The 16,720-nt window shown below is 61.7% G+C and carries 18 protein-coding genes; 4 read left to right on the top strand and 14 right to left on the bottom strand.

Going from position 1 to position 16,720, the window contains the following annotated elements:
* Nucleotides 1-13: 13 nt before the first annotated feature.
* From lipB to C9383_RS18555, 11 genes are all read right to left on the bottom strand, one after another.
* Nucleotides 14-661, bottom strand: a complete 648-nt coding sequence (gene lipB, locus C9383_RS18605; protein WP_090365647.1) for a lipoyl(octanoyl) transferase LipB — start codon at nt 659-661, stop codon at nt 14-16.
* Entirely contained in the window at nt 661-936 is a 276-nt protein-coding gene (locus tag C9383_RS18600) for a DUF493 domain-containing protein (protein ID WP_090365645.1), read from the bottom strand. The genes lipB and C9383_RS18600 overlap by 1 nt, the downstream gene beginning before the upstream one ends.
* Nucleotides 937-1,020: 84 nt before the next feature.
* Complete coding sequence (locus C9383_RS18595; RefSeq protein ID WP_060754725.1) at nt 1,021-2,178, bottom strand: D-alanyl-D-alanine carboxypeptidase family protein; 1,158 nt, start codon at nt 2,176-2,178, stop codon at nt 1,021-1,023.
* Nucleotides 2,179-2,360: 182 nt separating this feature from the next.
* The gene (locus C9383_RS18590) at nt 2,361-3,362 is read right to left on the bottom strand and encodes a septal ring lytic transglycosylase RlpA family protein (RefSeq protein ID WP_090365644.1); all 1,002 of its coding nucleotides are present in this window, start codon (nt 3,360-3,362) and stop codon (nt 2,361-2,363) included.
* Nucleotides 3,362-4,372 carry a lytic murein transglycosylase B gene (gene mltB, locus C9383_RS18585; RefSeq protein WP_090365642.1) on the bottom strand — a complete coding sequence of 337 codons (1,011 nt, stop codon included), beginning with the start codon at nt 4,370-4,372 and terminating at the stop codon, nt 3,362-3,364. Before mltB ends, C9383_RS18590 begins: the two co-directional genes overlap by 1 nt.
* A gap of 17 nt (nt 4,373-4,389) precedes the next feature.
* Complete coding sequence (gene rodA / locus C9383_RS18580) at nt 4,390-5,493, bottom strand: rod shape-determining protein RodA (RefSeq protein WP_057703348.1); 1,104 nt, start codon at nt 5,491-5,493, stop codon at nt 4,390-4,392.
* A 31-nt stretch (nt 5,494-5,524) separates the two neighbouring features.
* Nucleotides 5,525-7,423: a penicillin-binding protein 2 gene (mrdA, locus tag C9383_RS18575; RefSeq protein WP_060754728.1), complete on the bottom strand. Its 1,899-nt coding sequence runs from the start codon at nt 7,421-7,423 to the stop codon at nt 5,525-5,527.
* A 15-nt stretch (nt 7,424-7,438) separates the two neighbouring features.
* On the bottom strand, nt 7,439-7,906 hold the full coding sequence (gene rlmH / locus C9383_RS18570) for a 23S rRNA (pseudouridine(1915)-N(3))-methyltransferase RlmH (protein WP_003176297.1): 468 nt from the start codon (nt 7,904-7,906) through the stop codon (nt 7,439-7,441).
* Between the two features lie 9 nt (nt 7,907-7,915).
* Nucleotides 7,916-8,410: a ribosome silencing factor gene (rsfS, locus tag C9383_RS18565; protein WP_003176298.1), complete on the bottom strand. Its 495-nt coding sequence runs from the start codon at nt 8,408-8,410 to the stop codon at nt 7,916-7,918.
* A 69-nt stretch (nt 8,411-8,479) separates the two neighbouring features.
* Nucleotides 8,480-9,124: a nicotinate-nucleotide adenylyltransferase gene (nadD, locus tag C9383_RS18560; protein ID WP_090365640.1), complete on the bottom strand. Its 645-nt coding sequence runs from the start codon at nt 9,122-9,124 to the stop codon at nt 8,480-8,482.
* Nucleotides 9,124-10,389: a glutamate-5-semialdehyde dehydrogenase gene (locus C9383_RS18555; RefSeq protein WP_090365639.1), complete on the bottom strand. Its 1,266-nt coding sequence runs from the start codon at nt 10,387-10,389 to the stop codon at nt 9,124-9,126. The genes nadD and C9383_RS18555 overlap by 1 nt, the downstream gene beginning before the upstream one ends.
* 174 nt (nt 10,390-10,563) lie before the next feature.
* Here C9383_RS18555 and C9383_RS18550 point away from each other — a divergent pair, with 174 nt between their 5' ends.
* Together C9383_RS18550 and C9383_RS18545 are read left to right on the top strand one after the other, a co-directional pair.
* Complete coding sequence (locus C9383_RS18550) at nt 10,564-11,247, top strand: DNA-3-methyladenine glycosylase (protein ID WP_090365637.1); 684 nt, start codon at nt 10,564-10,566, stop codon at nt 11,245-11,247.
* Between the two features lie 25 nt (nt 11,248-11,272).
* The gene (locus C9383_RS18545) at nt 11,273-12,589 is read left to right on the top strand and encodes a bifunctional DedA family/phosphatase PAP2 family protein (RefSeq protein ID WP_090365635.1); all 1,317 of its coding nucleotides are present in this window, start codon (nt 11,273-11,275) and stop codon (nt 12,587-12,589) included.
* On the opposite strand, the gene C9383_RS18540 is transcribed toward C9383_RS18545, so the two are convergent.
* Genes C9383_RS18540 through C9383_RS18530 form a run of 3 tightly spaced genes read right to left on the bottom strand, consistent with a single transcriptional unit; the run spans nt 12,583 to nt 14,264 of the window.
* On the bottom strand, nt 12,583-13,176 hold the full coding sequence (locus C9383_RS18540; RefSeq protein ID WP_060754733.1) for an LON peptidase substrate-binding domain-containing protein: 594 nt from the start codon (nt 13,174-13,176) through the stop codon (nt 12,583-12,585). The genes C9383_RS18545 and C9383_RS18540 overlap by 7 nt on opposite strands.
* Before the next feature lie 21 nt (nt 13,177-13,197).
* Complete coding sequence (locus C9383_RS18535) at nt 13,198-13,914, bottom strand: LrgB family protein (protein ID WP_090365634.1); 717 nt, start codon at nt 13,912-13,914, stop codon at nt 13,198-13,200.
* Nucleotides 13,911-14,264 (bottom strand): CidA/LrgA family protein, encoded by a 354-nt coding sequence (locus C9383_RS18530; RefSeq protein ID WP_090365632.1) that lies wholly within the window; start codon nt 14,262-14,264, stop codon nt 13,911-13,913. Before C9383_RS18530 ends, C9383_RS18535 begins: the two co-directional genes overlap by 4 nt.
* 160 nt (nt 14,265-14,424) lie before the next feature.
* Here C9383_RS18530 and C9383_RS18525 point away from each other — a divergent pair, with 160 nt between their 5' ends.
* On the top strand, nt 14,425-14,880 hold the full coding sequence (locus C9383_RS18525; RefSeq protein WP_003194496.1) for a MaoC family dehydratase: 456 nt from the start codon (nt 14,425-14,427) through the stop codon (nt 14,878-14,880).
* Between the two features lie 105 nt (nt 14,881-14,985).
* Nucleotides 14,986-16,704 carry a C13 family peptidase gene (locus C9383_RS18520; protein WP_060754737.1) on the top strand — a complete coding sequence of 573 codons (1,719 nt, stop codon included), beginning with the start codon at nt 14,986-14,988 and terminating at the stop codon, nt 16,702-16,704.
* Nucleotides 16,705-16,720: the final 16 nt, after the last annotated feature.

Genomic DNA, 16,720 nt, shown 5'->3' with positions numbered 1-16,720 from the left:
TCAGTAGTCATAATCAGTCGATTCCGCCCGTCAGGGTCGTCTGCTCAGCATAGTCGAGGTGTTTGACGAGCTGCGCACGCAGCCGGGCACTTACCTCGGCAAATTTAATCGGTGTGGCATGCTCGCTCAATTGGGTCATGGCCAGCCCGGCGTAACCGCACGGGTTGATCCGGCGAAACGGCGCCAGGTCCATGTCCACGTTCAGGGCCAGGCCATGAAAGGAACACCCATGACGAATACGCAGCCCCAGCGAAGCGATTTTCGCGCCTTGCACGTACACACCCGGCGCATCGGGCTTGGCCGCGGCCGTCACGCCGTAACTGGCCAACAGCTCGATCAGGCAAGCCTCCATGCGGCTGACCAGATCGCGTACGCCGAAACCCAGCCTGCGTACGTCCAGCAGCAGGTAAGCCACCAGTTGACCAGGCCCATGGTAAGTCACCTGGCCACCCCGGTCGACCTGCACCACCGGAATATCACCCGGCAACAGCAGATGCTCGGCCTTGCCGGCCTGGCCCTGGGTGAACACCGGCGGGTGTTCCACCAGCCAGACTTCGTCGGGAGCCGAGGTACCGCGTTCGTTGGTGAAGCGCTGCATGGCATGCCAGACGGGCTCGTAGTCCATCCGGCCGAGCTCGCGAAAGCCCAGGACCTGCGACATCACAGCACCATGTGTACGAAGCCGGTGGCCCGCAGTTCGCTGTTGATGTTGTAGAGCTGGTCCTGATCCGTCGCAACAATGTGCAATTGGATCGTGGTGTACTTACCGTTGGTGCTCGAACGCTCGTCCACCCGGTTGTCGTTGATCGTGGCGTGTTTACGCACGATCTCGAGAATCTTGTCCTTGTTGCCTACACCGGTATCGCTGATCACTTTGACTGGATAATCAGTCACTGGGAATTCGATCTTTGGCGCCTTTACTTCTTTATCGGTCATGGCGTAACGGCCTCGTAAGCGTAAGCCGTGGCGACGGGCAAAGCCCCGTGTCGGGTCGACACGGGGCTTTGCAGGTGCACACTATCAGTTGAACAAGCTGTAGAAGAATAGACGGATGCTATCCCACACGCGGCGGAAGATACCACCTTCATCGACGGCGTCCAGAGCGATCAAGTCGGCGCTGTGCACCACTTTGTCGTCCAGCTTCACTTCGACCTTACCGATCACGTCGCCCTTGGCGATTGGCGCAACCAGATGCGGGTTCATGGTCATGCTGGCGGCGAGCTTTTTCAGCTGGCCTTTCGGCATGGTCAGGGTCAGGTCTTCAGCCAGGCCGGCCTTGACCTGGGAGGTGGCGCCTTTCCATACCGGCGCGGTCGCAAGCTCGGCACCCTTCTTGTAGAAGGTCTGGGTTTCGAAGAAACGGAAGCCGTAAGTCAGCAGTTTTTGCGTCTCGGCCGCACGAGCCTGCTCGCTGTTGGTACCGAAGACTACGGCGATCAGGCGCTGGCCATCACGTACAGCGGACGACACCATGCAGTAGCCGGCTTCGTCGGTGTGGCCGGTTTTCAGACCGTCGACGGTCTTGTCACGCCACAGCAACAGGTTGCGGTTAGGCTGCTTGATGTTGTTCCAGAAGAATTCTTTCTGGGAGTAGATCGCGTAGTGAACCGGGTCGACACGGATGATGGCGCGAGCCAGCACCGCCATGTCATGCGCCGACGAGTAATGCTCAGGGTTCGGCAGGCCGGTCGGGTTCATGAAGTGGCTATTGGTCATGCCCAGGTCGCCGGCGGTCTTGTTCATCAGGTCGGCGAATGCATCTTCGCTGCCGGCGATGTGCTCGGACAGGGCGACGCTGGCGTCGTTACCGGACTGGATAATGATGCCGTGCAGCAGGTCACTGACAGTCACCTGCGAACCCACCTTGATGAACATCCGCGAACCGCCGGTACGCCAGGCGTTTTCGCTGACGGTCACCGGGTCGTTCTCGCCGATCTGGCCGCGACGGATTTCCAGGGTCGCGATGTAAGCCGTCATCAGCTTGGTCAGGCTGGCCGGTGGCAGGCGTTCGTCACCGTTGCTCTCGACCAGCACGTTGCCGCTGGCGGCATCCATGAGGACCCAGGCCTTGGCGGCCAGTTGCGGGGAAGCCGGCACCATCTCAGCCGCCCAGGCGGCCGGGGTGATGATCAGCGAAAGAAGCAGGCACGTGCGTTTGGCTAAGGTGGTGATGTTCATCCGTCTCTCGAAATTGCTTATAAAAACTTGCCCTCGCGGGCAAAACTATTCAGACAGCCCGCTTCCAGACTGTCGCGTGTTCGGTTGCCCGCTCACCCCTTGCCCCCGGGTTTTTATTGTTCAACGAGCCAACAACCAAGGCTCGAACCCGCGTGCGGGCCCAAGCCATCAATCCTTTACTTTTACTCTGCGGTGACCACGCTGGGTTGCCCCAGGTTGGCCAGACGCACGCTGTTCTGTACTTGCGCAACCTCGCTCGGCGAGCCGATCGGGCCCATGCGCACACGGTGCAGGGTCTGCTGGTTACGCACGATGGAGCTGATGAATACCGGCGCCCTGACCATACCGCTGAGTTTCGACCTTAGCAGTTCCGCCGCGTCCGGGTTGGCGAAAGCGCCCACTTGCAGGTATTGCCCGCCGGCCATCGAGGCGCCGGGTGCGGCACGCGGTACAACCACGGTATCCGGTGCGTGCTGCGCCGGCGGCGGCGTCCACTGTTCGATCTTGCCGGCCGAAGCGGTGACCTGTGGCTGCGGCGTCTGCGGTTCGTTGAGCATCAACGGCGCCGGCTTGCCACGCTGGGCCCAGTACTGCGCCGGGTCGATACCTTCGACCTTCACCCGCGCCGTACCGGTCTCGGCATAACCGAGCTTCTTGGCGGCCGCGTAGGACAGGTCGATGATCCGGTCGGAATAGAACGGCCCACGGTCATTGACCCGCAGGATCACCGTGCGGTTGTTGTCCAGGTTGGTCACCCGCACATAGCTGGGCAGCGGCAAGGTCTTGTGGGCCGCGCTCATGCCGTACAGGTCATACACTTCGCCATTGGCGGTGTTCTGGCCGTGGAACTTGGTGCCGTACCAGGACGCCGTACCCGTTTGCGAGTAGCTCTTGGATTCCTGCAACGGGAAGTAGTTTTTACCCAGCACGGTATAGGGGTTGGCCTTGTACGGGCCGGTGTGCAGGGTTGGGGTGGCGTCCGGGATCTTCGAAACATCGACATCCCACCACGGTGCGCCATCTTTATGCGCGCGGTTGATGTCCAGGCCCGGCTGGGCGCGGACGATAGCACCACCCTTCTGCGCGGGTGCGCGACTGGTCGTGGAGGAGCAACTGACAACCAGCAAGGACAACGCGGCAAACGCCACCAGCTTGAGCGGTTTATTGAACGGCGATACCCGCATTACTTGTTGCCCCGTGCTTGGACCAGCATGTCTGACAGCTGATGCACGGCCATGGCGTACATCACGCTGCGGTTATAACGCGTGATTGCGTAGAAATTCTTCAGGCCCATCCAGTATTCCGGGCCATTTTCACCTTCCAGGCGGAACGCCGTCACCGGCATATCATCGCGTGGCGCATTCTGACTCGACCAGCCCAGCGCCCGCAACTCCCCGACCGTCTTGGCAGGCTCGATGCCCTGGGTCAGGCCTTCATCGGCGCGATCGCCGGTCACATCGGCACGAATCACCACGGGTTCGCCGGCCACCCAGCCATGGCGCTTGAAGTAGCTGGCCACGCTGCCAATCGCGTCGTCGGGGTTGCTCCAGATATTGATGTGGCCATCGCCGTCGAAATCCACTGCATAAGCCCGGAAGCTGCTCGGCATGAATTGCGGCAGGCCCATCGCGCCGGCGTAGGAGCCCTTGAGGGTCAACGGGTCAACCTGCTCTTCGCGAGCCAGCAAGAGAAATTCGCGCAGCTCCTTACGGAAGAATTCGGCGCGTGGCGGGTAATCGAAACCCAGGGTCGACAAGGCGTCGATCACCCGGTAACTGCCGGTATTGCGTCCGTAGAAGGTTTCAATGCCGATGATCGCAACGATGACTTGGGCCGGCACACCGTATTCCTGCTCGGCGCGGGCCAGTACGGCTTCGTGCTGACGCCAGAAGTCCACACCACGTGCCACGCGGGCATCGGTGAGGAACATGGGACGATATTCCTTCCACTGCTTCACGCGTTCGGCGGGGCGCGAAATCGCGTCGAGGATCGCCTGCTTGCGCTGGGCTTCGCGAAACACACCCATCAGCTGCTCGCCAGCGAAACCGTAGTCGCGGGTCATTTCACCGACAAATTCGGCAACCTGGGGTGAACCATCGTAGTCACCGGCCAGCGCCTCCTGCGTCGCGCCCAGCAGCCCGATCAGGCCCATCCAGGACGCGTGCCGAGTCGCCCAGCCGCGCATTACTTGCATTGACATCTTCACCTTATTCAAACCTGTGCGATCCACTTGCGATGCGTATGAATCGACATCAAAACCCCAAACGCTGACAGCAATGTCACCAGCGAAGTTCCGCCGTAGCTAATGAACGGCAACGGCACCCCCACCACCGGCAGCAGGCCACTGACCATACCGATGTTGACGAAAACGTAAACAAAAAAAGTCATGGTCAGGCTGCCGGCCAGCAATTTACCGAACAGCGTCTGCGCCTGGGCGGTAATCACCAGCCCGCGACCGATCAACAGCAGATAGATCAGCAACAGCGCGCAAATGCCCACCAGGCCGAACTCTTCGCCCATCACCGCAATAATGAAGTCGGTGTGGCTTTCCGGCAAAAAGTCCAGGTGCGACTGGGTGCCCAGCAACCAGCCCTTGCCGAATACGCCACCCGAGCCAATGGCCGCCTTGGACTGGATGATGTTCCAGCCGGTGCCCAACGGGTCGCTTTCCGGATCGAGGAAGGTCAAGATCCGTTGCTTCTGGTAATCGTGCATAAAGAAGAACCACATGGCCACGGCCACGGGGATGGCGGCAGCCAATACGCTGAGAATCCAGCGCCAGCGCAGCCCGCCCATAAACAGCACGAACGCACCACCCGCGAGAATCAACAGCGAGGTGCCAAGGTCGGGTTGGCGCACGATCAGGATAAACGGTACGCCGATCAGGATCAGGCTGATGCCCACATGCTTGAGCTGCGGCGGCAAGGTGCGCTTGGACAGGTACCAGGCGATGGTCGCCGGCATCAGGATCTTCATGAATTCCGACGGCTGGAAGCGAATCACCCCTGGAATGTTGATCCAGCGGGTCGCGCCCATGGCGTTGTGCCCCATCACATCCACCACCACCAGCAGCAACACACCGGCCACGTAACCCAGCGGCACCCAGCGCGCCATGAACCGTGGCTCCAGCTGGGCGATCACCACCATCGACAACAGACCCAGGCCAAACGAGGACGCCTGTTTGATCAGCAAATCCCAGTTCTTGCCACTGGCCGAATACAGCACGAACAGGCTGCCGGCCGCCAGGGTCAGCAGCAGGATCAACAACGGGCCATCAATGTGCATGCGCTGCAGCAGCGTCGCACGGCGACGCATCACATCGTCGCTGGAGAGGATGCGGTCAAAATTACTCTTCACGGGCCGTAACCTCGGGGCTTGAAGGGGGGCCACCATATTCGGGCTTGAGCCTGCCGTCGTCGGCCAACAACCAGGCGTCCATCACTTGGCGCACCACGGGCGCGGCAACGCCGGAACCGGACTCACCGTTTTCGACCATCACGGCCACCACGATCTTCGGGTCGTCCGCCGGAGCGAAACCAACAAACAACGCGTGGTCACGGTGGCGTTCCTGAACCTTGGAGCGGTCGTATTTCTCGCCCTGCTTGATCGCGACCACCTGGGCCGTACCGCTCTTGCCGGCGATGCGGTATTGCGCGCCGATTGCCGCCTTGCGCGCCGTACCGCGGGCGCCGTGCATCACCTGCTGCATGCCGTGATTGACCTTGGTCCAATCGGACGAGTCGCGCAGCACGATGTCCGGGATCGGGTTTTCATCCACGGGCTTCTCGCCTTCGATGGTCTTGGCCAGATGCGGGCGGTTCCAGATCCCTTTGTTGGCCACCAGCGCCGTCGCCTGGGCCAGTTGCAAAGGCGTGGCCTGCATATAACCCTGGCCGATGCCGAGGATCAGGGTTTCACCTGGGAACCAGGCCTGGCGACGGGTCGCACGCTTCCATTCCCGCGACGGCATCAGGCCGGGGGACTCTTCGAACATATCCAGGGAGACTTTCTGACCGAGGCCGAACTTGCTCATATAGGCAGACAGGCGATCGATCCCCAGCTTGTGGGCCAGGTCGTAAAAATAAGTGTCGTTGGAACGCATGATCGCAGTGTCCAGGTCGACATAGCCGTCGCCGGTACGGTTCCAGTTACGGTATTTGTGATCGTAGTTGGGCAGCATGTAATAGCCGGGGTCGTACACACGGCTGGAGGCTGTCACCACACCAGCATCCAGGCCGGCAATTGCCACGGCGGGCTTGATCGTCGAACCCGGCGGGTACAGGCCGCGCAGCACGCGGTTGAACAGCGGCCGGTCGATGGAGTCGCGCAGCTCGGCGTAGGCCTTGAAGCTGATCCCGGTGACAAACAGGTTCGGGTCGAAGCTCGGCTGGCTGACCATCGCGAGCACTTCGCCTGTCTTCGGGTCCAGCGCTACCACGGCGCCACGACGCCCACCCAGCGCCATCTCAGCCGCTTCCTGCAGCTTGATGTCCAGGCTCAACACAATGTCTTTGCCCGGCACCGGATCGGTACGCTTGAGCACCCGCAGCACCCGGCCGCGAGCGTTGGTCTCGACTTCTTCGTAACCGACCTGGCCGTGCAGCTCGGGCTCGTAGAAGCGCTCGATACCGGTTTTGCCGATATGGTGAGTACCGCTGTAATTGACCGGGTCGAGGGTTTTCAGCTCTTTCTCGTTGATCCGCCCCATATAGCCTACGGAGTGGGCAAAGTGCGGCCCTTGCGGGTAATGCCGCACCAACTGCGCCACCACTTCCACACCCGGCAGGCGGAACTGGTTCACCGCGATCCGCGCGATCTGTTCTTCGGTCAGCTCAAACAGGATCGGCACCGGCTCGAATGGCCGACGCCCCTGTTTCATGCGCTTCTCGAAGATCGCCCGGTCTTCCGGCGTCAGTTGCAGCACCTCGACGATCACATCGAGGACCTGCTGCCAGTCGCCGGAACGCTCGCGGGTCATGCTCAGGCTGAAGCTGGGTCGGTTGTCCGCCACCACCACGCCATTGCGGTCGAAAATCAGGCCACGGGTCGGGGGAATCGGCTGCACATGCACCCGGTTGTTCTCCGACAACGTGGAGTGATAGTCGTACTGGATCACCTGCAGGAAATACAGGCGCGCAATCAGCACACCCAGCAGGGCGACCACCAGAATCGCACCAAACACCACCCGCGAACGTACCAGACGTGCGTCTTTCTCGTGGTCCTTGATGCGGATCGGCTGGGTCATCGGGAGGGGCGCAGACTATTTGTGGTAAGGGTGCCCGGACAGCACTGTCCAGGCGCGATACAGCTGTTCACCGATCAGGATCCTTACCAACGGGTGCGGCAACGTCAGCGCCGACAGCGACCAGCGCTGGTCGGCCCGCGCACAGACTTCCGGGGCCAGCCCTTCGGGGCCGCCGACCATGAAGTTGACGGTGCGCGAGTCCAGGCGCCAGCGATCCAGCTCCACCGCCAACTGCTCGGTGCTCCAGGGTTTGCCGTGCACTTCGAGGGTGACGATGCGCTCGTTGGGGCCGACCTTGGCCAGCATGGCTTCGCCTTCCTGACGGATAAAGCGAGCCACGTCGGCATTCTTGCCCCGGGTATTGAGCGGTATTTCCACCAGTTCCAGCGACAGCTCAGCGGGCAGACGCTTGGCATACTCGTGCCAGCCTTCTTCCACCCACTTGGGCATGCGTGAACCGACAGCGATCAGACGCAGGCGCACAGCCGTTCCTTATTCCTGGTCTTTGTTGAGCTTGTCGAAGTGTGCGTGGCCCACTTCCGGGCTGTGGTGCTTGCCGTCAGCCGCGCGGCTCTGCTCGGCGCCTTTCCACAGACGCTCCAGGTCGTAGAACTGGCGGGCGTTGGACGTCATCATGTGAACGATCACGTCGTCCATGTCCAGCAGCACCCAGTCGCTGTCGCCCTTGCCTTCTTCACCCAGCGGCTTCACGCCCTGGGCTTTGACGGCTTCGCGGACCTTGTCCAGCATCGCGCCGATCTGGCGGTTCGAAGTACCGGTGGCGATGATCATGAAGTCGGTGATGCTCTGCTTGTCGCGTACGTCCAGCACCTGGATGTCCTGGGCCTTGACGTCTTCCAGGGCGGCCACGGCAACCTTCACCAGCTCTTCGCCGGCCAGCTCCGGGCCAACATGGGCTTCAACCGGCAACGGCGCGCTTTTGAAGGTGCCTTTGCGCTTAACTTTGCTTACGTCTTTGTTCGTCATATAAAACTCGTTTTGCTCGTATGTTCGGGCGCTCGCTGCACGACTGTGCGTGCGTTCAAGCGCGCCTTTTCAGTTCGACGCACGGTAAAGCCCGTGCGCATCGATGTAGGCCAGGACCGCGTCAGGCACCAGGAAACGTACCGACTTCCCGCTGGCCAGCAGTTGACGGATCTGGGTGGCGGACACCGCAAGCGGGGTCTGCCAGACGAATGCAATATTCCCGTTCGGCCCGGTCAGGGCCAAGGGGTCACTTACCGACCGCGCGGCCAGCAGGTTGCGCAAGGCATCCGGCGGTTCGCTGTCGGCATCCGGGCGTTGCAAAACCAGGATGTGGCAATGCTGGAGGAGTTCCTCCCAGCGATGCCAAGAGGGCAGGCCGCAAAATGCGTCCCAGCCCAAAAGCAGAAACAACTGGTCATCCGCGGCCAACTCGGCGCGCATCAGCTCCAGGGTGTCAACAGTGTAGGACGGTTTATCGCGCTTGAGCTCACGGTCGTCCATCACCAGCGGCGCAATGCCCTCCACCGCCAGGCGCACCATTTCCAGGCGCTGCTGCGGTGACACCTGCGGCGTATCGCGATGCGGCGGACGTGCGTTGGGCATCATGCGCAGCTCATCCAGCGCGAGGGCATCCGCGACTTCCAGCGCGCTGCGCAAATGGCCGATGTGCACGGGGTCGAAGGTACCGCCGAGCAGCCCGATGCGTTTACTCATCAAGTGCGCACATGACCGTCGCCGAACACCACGTATTTCTCGCTGGTCAGGCCTTCCAGGCCCACCGGGCCGCGAGCGTGCAGCTTGTCGGTGGAGATGCCGATCTCCGCCCCCAGGCCATACTCGAAGCCGTCGGCAAAACGCGTCGAGGCGTTGATCATCACCGAAGCGGAGTCCACTTCGTTGAGGAAACGCCGGGCATCGCTGAAATGCTCGGAAACGATGGCGTCGGTGTGCTTGGAACCGTAGGTGTTGATGTGTTCGATGGCTTCGTCCAGGTCGTCGACAATCTTGATCGACAGGATCGGCGCGGTGTACTCAGTGTACCAGTCCAGCTCGGTCGCTTCGATCACGTCCGCGCCCAGCAACGCACGGGTACGCACACAACCGCGCAGTTCCACGCCCTTGTCCCGGTAGATGGCAGCCAGCGGCGGCAGCACGCGCTCGGCAATGCCGGCGTGCACCAACAGGGTTTCCATGGTGTTGCACGGAGCGTAGCGGTGGGTCTTGGCGTTGTCGGCAATGCGGATGGCCTTGTCGATATCGGCGGCGACGTCGATGAACACGTGGCACACGCCGTCCAGGTGCTTGATCACTGGCACCTTGGCATCACGGCTGACGCGCTCGATCAGGCTCTTGCCACCGCGTGGCACGATGACGTCGACAAACTCCGGCATGGTGATCAGCGCACCTACGGCAGCGCGGTCGGTGGTTTCCACCACTTGCACCACTTCGGCCGGCAACTCGGCCACTGCCAGGCCCTGCTGAATGCACGCGGCAATGGCGCGGTTGGAATTGATCGCCTCGGAACCGCCGCGCAGGATGGTGGCATTGCCGGACTTGAGGCACAGGCTCGCGGCGTCGATGGTCACGTTCGGGCGCGACTCATAGATGATGCCGATCACGCCCAGGGGCACGCGCATCTTGCCGACCTGGATGCCGGACGGCAGGTAGCGCATATCGCGGATTTCACCGATGGGGTCAGGCAGCTTGGCCACCTGACGCAGGCCTTCGATCATGTCGTCGATACGCGCCGGGGTCAGCGCCAGGCGGTCCAGCAGGGCTGGCTCAAGGCCATTGGCGCGGCCGTTGGCCAGGTCCAGCTCGTTGGCGGCGGTCAGCTCGGAGCGCGAGGCGTCCAGAGCATCGGCGGCGGCCATCAGGGCGCGGTTCTTCTGCGCGGTGCTCGCACGGGCGATCAATCGCGAGGCCTGACGGGCGGCGCGACCCAGGCGGGTCATGTAGTCAAGAACGGACTCAGTCATAGTCAGGGAGTCTTGGCAGGGAGGAAAGCGGCAGATTATAGCTGTGACGCCGCTCGACTGACAGCGGTGAGGGGCGGATGGTCGAAATGAACTGTAAAAATCCGAGGTTCAGCGGTAATTAAGGTGGGAGTTGTTATGATTCCGTCACATTTAGCCGTATTCCCCCCTACCGCCATGTCGATTTTTTTGCCCGAACACCCCGCCAGCGCGCTGCCCGACAGCTTTTTCGACCGCGACGCGCAAATGCTTGCACGCGATTTACTCGGAAAAGTCATACGTCATCGCGTCGGCGATCTCTGGCTTTCAGCGCGAATTATTGAAACCGAAGCCTACTACATGGCCGAAAAAGGCAGCCACGCCTCACTCGGCTACACAGAAAAGCGTAAGGCTTTGTTTCTGGATGGTGGTCATATCTATATGTATTACGCCCGCGGTGGCGATTCGCTGAACTTCAGCGCCAAGGGCCCCGGCAATGCCGTGCTGATCAAATCAGCCTATCCCTGGGTCGACGAAGTGTCCGGCCCGGCCAGCCTGGCGCAGATGCTGCTGAACAACCCGGACGCCAACGGCCACCCGCGCCCCTCGCACAAGCTGTGCGCCGGCCAGACCCTGCTGTGCAAAGCGCTGGGCCTGAAAGTGCCGATGTGGGACGCAAAACGTTTTGACCCGCAATCGCTCTACGTGGAAGACGTCGGCCAGGCGCCGACGCATATCCTCCAGACCACTCGCCTGGGCATACCCAGCGGGCGCGACGAACACCTGATGTACCGCTTTGTCGATGCCGGCTATGCCGCTTATTGCACGCGGAACCCGCTGCGCCGGGGCCAGGTCGAAGGCCGCGATTATTTTTTATTGTGAACAAGGCATGTGGGAGTGAGGATTTATGAGCCAATGGCTCGATAGCATTACCGGCTGGCTGACGCTGAACCCCGAATGGCTGGCGGTGGCGGTGTTTGTCGTCGCGTGCGTGGAGTGCCTGGCCATTGCCGGGCTGATCGTACCCGGCACGGTGTTGCTGTTTGCGATTGCCGCGCTGGCGGGCAGCGGCGCGCTGTCCTTGAGTGAAACCCTGTTGCTGGGTTTCCTCGGCGGCTTGCTGGGGGATGGGGTTTCCTACTACCTGGGCCGGCACTTCCATCAGAATATCCGGCGCCTGCCCGGCCTGCGTCACCATCCAGAATGGATGAACGGTGCCGAAACCTATTTCCACAAGTACGGCATCGCCAGTCTGTTGGTAGGACGGTTCATAGGCCCGTTGCGCCCCATGCTGCCGATGGTGGCCGGCATGTGCGACATGCCCTTCCCACGCTTCGCCGCCGTGAGCCTTGTGGCGGCGGCAGGTTGGTCGGTGGCCTATCTGTTGCCGGGCTGGGCGACGGGCGCAGCGTTCCGCTTGCCGCTGCCCGAAGGCTTCTGGCCCCAAGCCGGGGTGGTCGCCGCCTGTCTCGCGGTGCTGCTGGGGCTGAGCTTGAACGCCAGCTTGCGCGGCCATCGTCGTGCCACTTTGTGGATAGGCTGCGCCAGCCTGACGCTATTGGTTGCCTTGTTTATCGGCTACCCGCACCTCGACGCGTTCGATCAGGGCTTGAGCGCACTGGTGCAGGAACACCGCAGCCCGTGGCTGGACGAGGCCATGGTGATGATCACCCAGTTGGGCGAATTCAAGAAGATGTTTGTCGCCAGCGCCGTGTTCACCGGCCTGCTGTTTTTGGCGCGGCAATGGCGCCATGCGCTGTTCGTCGGCGCGACCTTGGCCGGGGCGGCGGTGATCAACACGGGCACCAAGTTGTTTTTCGCTCGTGGCCGCCCTGAAATCCTCACCGACCCCTTGACCAGTTTCAGCATGCCCAGCGGGCACGCCTCAGGTTCATTTGCGTTCTTCCTCGCCCTGGCCGTGCTCGCCGGTCGCGGCCAACCCACACGCCTGCGCCTGACCTGGCTGCTGCTGGGCTGCATTCCCGCCGCATTCATCGCACTGTCACGGGTTTACCTGGGCGCGCATTGGCCAACGGATATTCTGGCCGGCACGCTGCTGGCGATGAGTGTGTGTGCCTTGAGCCTGACCGCCAGCCAATACCGCAGCCCGCTGCCCGCCATGCCGCAAAAAACCTGGTGGTTGCTGTTGCCGGTGATCGTGGCGGTGCTGGGTGTCATCGCCTTCACCGGCACCTCCAGCGCCCTGCTGCGCTACGCCTACTGAGCGAAAAGCTCGCCCTGCAACTCGTCGAGCAACATCTGGATGGCATCCAACCGTTGTTGCGGATCGTCGAGTTGCAACAGGTCGACCTTGTCCGCCTCGGTGAACGGCAGCAGATAAGCCAGTTGATTGCCCAGGGCCTGCTGGCCTTCGGCCTGGGTGCCCATGTCCAGCGAGGCAACCATCGGGTGTTCGGCCAGAGCCTGCAGCAGCGCCAGCAGGTCTGCATCCTCCTCTTCCAGCGGCTGGTCCGGCAGCTCTTCGAGCCATTGCACCTCGGCCACCAGCAACTGGTCTTTCTGCACACCGGCCTCCCGCACGCGAAAACGCCGCCCGCCTTCGACACGAATGCCCAACAGGCCGTTGTCCTGCTGCTTGAAGTCGCGGATCAACGCTTCACAGCCGATCAGCGCGTAACCATCGGGCGCCTGGCCGACCTCCTTGCCATCGAGGATGCACACCACGCCGAAGCTTTCGCCCCGTTTCATGCAACGGCTGATCATGTCCAGGTAACGCGCCTCGAACAGCTGCAAATCGAGGGTGCAGCCAGGGAACAGCACGGTATTGAGCGGGAACAGCGCCAGACTCATAAAGGTTTCCTTAACCCCGGTTTAAACAATCACCGACACGGCCAACGGCAGGAACACTGCCGTGGCCACGCCCATCAGACTCATGGCAAGCGCCGCAAAGGCGCCGCACTCTTCGCTTTCCTGCAAGGCCACCGACGTGCCCACCGCGTGGGCGGTCATGCCCAGGGCCATGCCGCGTGCTTCAGGGCTGCGCACGCCCAGTGCCGACAGGTACGCCGGCCCGATCATCGCGCCGATCACCCCAGTGATCAGCACAAACACCGCCGCCAACGCCGCCACGCCGCCGATCTGCTCAGCCACCAGCATGGCGATCGGTGAAGTCACCGACTTGGGTGCCATGGTCATCAGCATCATATGCTCGGCACCAAACCACCAGCCCAGCCACACGCACAGGCCGGTGGCCAATACCCCGCCTACCACCAGCGTAGTAAAAATCGGCCAGAACAATTGGCGAATCCGCCGCAAATTCAGATAAAGCGGTACAGCCAGGGCGACGGTCGCAGGGCCGAGCAGGATGCCCATGATCTCGGTGCTCTTGCGGTATTCGGTGTAACTCAGGCCACAGGTGAGCAGCACCGCGACCACCAGCAACATGGAGACCAGCACGGGTTGCAAGAAGATCCAGCGGGTTTTCTCGAAACCGGCCAACACCAGTTGATAGGCGCCCAGGGTGATGCCGATACCGAATAGCGGATGATGAATCACCGCCACCCACGCGCCCGACCAGTCGAAGGTCATTGGTCCTTCTCCTTGCGCTTGACCAGCTGTTGCATCAGCACGCCGACAAAGCCCATGGCGATCACCAACGACACCACCAGCGCACCGACGATAGCCCAGAAGTCGGCGGCAATGTCCTTGGCGTACACCATCACCCCCACCGCCGGCGGCACCAGCAGCAGCGGCAAGTAACGCAACAGGCTGCCGGCCGCCAGGCTCAGGGGCTCGCCGACTTCACCGCGCCAGATCAGGAAACCCAGCATCAGCAGCAAGCCAATGATCGGCCCCGGCAGCACCGGCAACAGCAAGTGGTTGATCGCCGTACCGATCAATTGAAACAGCACCAGCCAGGTCAGGCCACGTAACAGCATCCGCTCTCTCCCCCCTCAAGACTCGCCCGCATTATAAGCATGCCCGCCCTATGCTCCGGCATTCGCCAAAGGCATGGTGGGTTGACCGAGCTGATTGCCCATGATGATCTACCATGGATCTGGCCCCCTATAAAAAACCGATGAACCAAGGAGAGTCGCAATGCCCTATGTACCTGTAGCGCAGCTCAAAGATTATGTCGGCAAGGAACTGGGACGTTCCGAATGGCTCACCATCGACCAGGCGCGTATCAACCTGTTCGCCGAAGCCACCGGCGATCATCAGTTCATCCACGTCGATCCGGTCAAGGCCGCCCAGACACCGTTCGGCAGCACCATCGCCCACGGTTTCCTGTCGCTGTCGCTGATGCCCAAGCTGATGGAAGACATCCTGATCATGCCCGAGGGCCTGAAGATGGCGGTCAACTATGGCCTGGACAGCGTACGTTTCATCCAGCCGGTGAAAGTGAACTCCAAGGTCCGCCTGAACGTCACCCTCACCGACGTCACTGAGAAGAAACCTGGCCAATGGCTATTTAAAGCCACCGCCACCCTGGAAATCGAAGGCCAGGAAAAACCCGCTTACATCGCCGAGTCGCTGTCACTCTGCTTCGTGTAACGGCGTGCCTGTGGTGAGGTGATAAACCTTGCCACAGTGTATGTAAATTTATGTATGAACCTCGCAGCTGCGGCATACTCGGCGCTCAATTATCCGGATCCCGCTATGCGCCCACTTGCTCCCCTTGCCCTTGCCCTGTTGCTCACCGCTTGCGGAGACGGCGAATCGCTGTTGCCGCCCGATGCGCGCCTGCCCGATGGCGGCCGCTATCGTGGCGATGTGGTCGACGGTTTGTTGCAAGGCCAGGGCCGTGTGGACTACCCCAACGGCAGTTGGTACGCCGGCCATTTCGACAAGGGCCAGTGGCACGGCCAGGGCGAATGGCATGGCAGCAACGGCGAGGTCTATAAAGGCCAGTTCAAGCAAGGCTTGTTCGACGGTCAGGGCAGCCTGACCACGCCGGGCAGCAGCTACGTCGGCGGGTTCAAAAACGGTCGACGCAACGGCGAAGGCACCCTCAAAGAAGGGCAGATGACCTATCGCGGCGAGTTCCTCGACGACCAGTATTCCGGCCTCGGTCGCCTCGAGCTGGCTGATGGCAGCCAGTACCAGGGGCAGTTCGCCCACGGCAAACCCAATGGCGAAGGCCAGCGCAACGACGACAGCGGCAACCAGTTCAGCGGCCACTTCGTCGATGGCCAGCTCGAAGGCAATGGCACCTTCAACAGCGCCGACGGTGATATCTATGTCGGCCAGTTCAAGCAGAACCAGCTCAACGGCAAAGGCCGCTATGAAAACGCCGACGGCGACGTGTGGATCGGCCAGTTCAAGGAAGGCGCACTGAGCGGCAAGGGCGAGCTGATCGGCATCGATGGCAGCCACTATGTGGGCCAGTTCAGCGAATGGCGCTTTACCGGCGAGGGTCGCCTGAACCTCACCGATGGCAGCTTCTATATCGGTGGTTTCGACAGCGACAACTATCAAGGCAAAGGCACCCTCGTCCTCACCGACGGCACGGTACAGGCCGGCACTTGGGTCAACGGCATGCGCGTGCGTGATGCCGACGGCAAGCTGCTGCCCGACCCGCTGGAAATCGGCGTGCTGGCCCAAGGCCGCTTGCTCGAGGCGGCCCTCGCGGCGGTGCCGCCCTCCACGCCCGCCGTCGAGCTCTACACCTTGGCCATCGCCGGCGATGGCAAGCAAAGCGTGTTCCTGCGCGAAGCCGACTACGTCAGCAATATGCTCGCCAGCCGCTTCGGTGCGCGAGGGCAGATTCGCCTGGTCAACCACCGCGACCATATCACCGACCGCCCGCTGGCCACTCGCGAGAGCCTGCGCCGCGCCGTGCAGACCCTGGCCGAACGCACCGGGCCGGAAGACCTGGTGTTCATTTACATGACCAGCCACGGCACCCACGAACATGAGTTCGTGCTGGACCAGCCGCGCATGGAACTGGCCGACCTGCCCGCCGACGAATTGGCCGCCGTGCTCGAGCCGCTGAAAAACCGTGACAAGATCATCGTGATCTCCGCCTGCTATTCCGGCGGCTTCATTCCGGCACTCAAGGATGAACGCACCTTGATCATGACCGCTTCGCGCGCTGATCGCGTGTCCTTCGGCTGCTCAGAAGAAGCAGACTTTACCTACTTTGGCGATGCCCTTTTCGTACAGGCTTTCAACCAGACCGACGATTTACAACACGCGTTCAAGCTGGCACAACTACACGTGGCCGAGCGCGAACAAGCTGACAACTTCGAAGCCTCGGAACCGCAGATGTGGGCCCCCAAAGGCGTGATTGCCCATTGGCAACTCTTACGTAAACAGCAGGCCCGAAAGGCGCTCGAAAGCGTCTCAATGAATAGCAAGGAAGCCAAAGGCAACTAAGCTGTAACGTGTAACA

Source organism: Pseudomonas palleroniana (assembly GCF_003031675.1).
GTDB classification, from domain to species: domain Bacteria; phylum Pseudomonadota; class Gammaproteobacteria; order Pseudomonadales; family Pseudomonadaceae; genus Aquipseudomonas; species Aquipseudomonas palleroniana.
The sequence above is the reverse complement of the archived record's forward strand: the minus strand, read 5'-3'. Positions and strand labels throughout refer to the sequence as shown.